The sequence below is a fragment of the Methylobacterium oxalidis genome (genome assembly GCF_007992195.1).
GTDB classification, from domain to species: Bacteria; Pseudomonadota; Alphaproteobacteria; order Rhizobiales; family Beijerinckiaceae; genus Methylobacterium; species Methylobacterium oxalidis.
In genome coordinates this window covers 1-1,860 of sequence record NZ_BJZU01000263.1, presented here as the reverse complement: position 1 = coordinate 1,860, position 1,860 = coordinate 1, and the positions used below count along the sequence as shown (strand labels likewise).

Below are 1,860 nucleotides of genomic sequence, written 5' to 3'. Positions count from 1 at the left end.
TTCGCCGTCTCCGGAAAACCCGCACCCCTTCACCCCAACCCTCTCCCGGACGGGAGAGGAGGCCCGCGCCGGACATTGTCGGATCGGCGGGCGGGCCCGCGGCAGGGCCCTGCGGAGGAACCGTCCGTTCCCGCTCAGCCCGCGGCCCGCGGGCGCAGGCGGCGGCCTCGGAGGACCTGGGGCGGGGCGTGGGCGAGGCCGGCATGGGCCGCGCTCGGATGGCGGACCTTCGAGGGGCGGCCGTACGCGCGCAGCCGGCGGTCGGCCTCCTGCCAGTCGGGGAGGCCGGCGTCCGGCGCCTCCCAGCGCGCGACGGCGGACTCGTCGCACCACGCGGCGAGCCGGCCCATCGCCGCGCGGTGCGGGCCCGACAGCGTGTAGGCCCGCATCGCCTCAGGGTCCGACCAGGCCGTCAGGGTCCAGAACACGAGGCGGGTCGGCTCGGCGAGGACCTCCCCGTCGAGGAAACCCGCCGCGCGCTCGGCCTGCCCGGCGGAGCGGAGGGCGAGGGGAACGAAGCCCGGCAGGAAGCGCCAGGCGCGCAGCCGCAGGCGCGTCAGGCTGATCGCGGTCACCGGCCGGCCTCCGCGGCGGGGCGCGGGGGCTCCCCTTGCGTGAATTCCCGCCACAGCAGCACCAGGGCGGCCATCACGGCGGGGCCGAGGAACAGCCCGAGCAGGCCGAAGGTCTCGACGCCGCCGAGGATGCCGAGCAGCACCCACAGGAAGGGCAGCTGCGTGGTGCCGCCGATGAGCGCCGGCCGCACGGCGTGGTCGGCGACGAAGGTCACGACGAGGCCCGCCGCCACCACGACGACGGCCGGCACGACGGCGCCGTTCGCGGCGACGAGCAGCGCCGCGAGGCCGAACACCAGCGGCGCCCCGAACGGGATCATCGCCGCGACCGCGGTGAGCGCCCCGAGCAGGACCGGGTGCGGCACGCCTGCCAGCACGTAGACGATCCCGAGCAGCACGCCCTCGCCGAGGCCCACCAGCACGAGCCCGTCCACGGTGCCGTGCACCGAGGCCACCATCTGGCGGGCGACGCGCTCGCCGCGGGGGCCGAACAGGCGGTCGCAGGCGGTGAGGACCTGCGCGGCGAGCGCGCGCCCCTCCCGGAACAGGAAGAACAGGGCCACGAGCGTGAAGCCGAACAGCACGGTCCGGCGCAGCACCTCGCGCCCGAGGTTGCGCGAGAGGCCGATCACGGCACTGTTGTCGAGCCGGTGCAGGATCTCGGAGCCGGCCTCCGGGTGGCTCAGGGTCTCGCTCCACCAGCGGGTGGCCTGGGCCGCGCCGAACGGCAGGTGCTGCAGGAATTCCGGCACGGGGATGCCGGTGCGCTCGGCCGAGCGCACGAAGTCGAGCACGTCGTGCGCCTCGCGCGCCGCCTGGACGCCGAGCACCACGAGGGGGGCGAGCAGGACGAGGGCGACGAGCAGGGTCGCCAGCGCCGGCAGCAGGATGTTGTGCCGCCCCGGGGGCCAGCGCCGCTCGGCGCGGGCGTAGAGCGGCCCGAGCGCGATGGCGAGGATCACCGCCCAGACGAGGGCGGGCAGGAACGCGTGCAGGATCCAGAGGCCGAGGGCGGAGAGCGCCAGGGCCAGGGCGAGCCGGGCGGCGGCCTGGGAGCGGGTCCTGTGGGGCGGCGCCTCAGCCGGGAGGCTCGGGGAAGGGTCCATCACGTGCACGGTCTCCGCGGGGAAGCGGGCTCGGGGAAGCGGGCTCGGGGAAGCGGCCTCGCGGCCCGGTCCCGGCAGGGCATGTAGGGCGGCGGCGCGCCGGCCAAGCCCGGCCGGGATCAACCGGGGGCGAAAGGATCGGGCGCGGGCTCCCTCTCCCGATCGGGAGAGGGGCGGGG

Annotated in this window: 2 protein-coding genes; both read right to left on the bottom strand. The window is 76.7% G+C overall.

The genetic code is table 11. From position 1 onward, the window contains the following. Nucleotides 1-134: 134 nt before the first annotated feature. Nucleotides 135-575, bottom strand: a complete 441-nt coding sequence (locus MOX02_RS30380; RefSeq protein WP_147029472.1) for a DUF3291 domain-containing protein — start codon at nt 573-575, stop codon at nt 135-137. Continuing rightward, entirely contained in the window at nt 572-1,681 is a 1,110-nt protein-coding gene (locus MOX02_RS30375) for an AI-2E family transporter (protein ID WP_147029473.1), read from the bottom strand. The genes MOX02_RS30380 and MOX02_RS30375 overlap by 4 nt, the downstream gene beginning before the upstream one ends. Nucleotides 1,682-1,860 lie beyond the last annotated feature (179 nt).

What these genes read in the sequence shown, in the direction of transcription:
- MOX02_RS30375 (WP_147029473.1), bottom strand. Translation starts at nt 1,681, where the DNA reads ATGGACCCTTCCCCGAGCCTCCCGGCTGAGGCGCCGCCCCACAGGACC.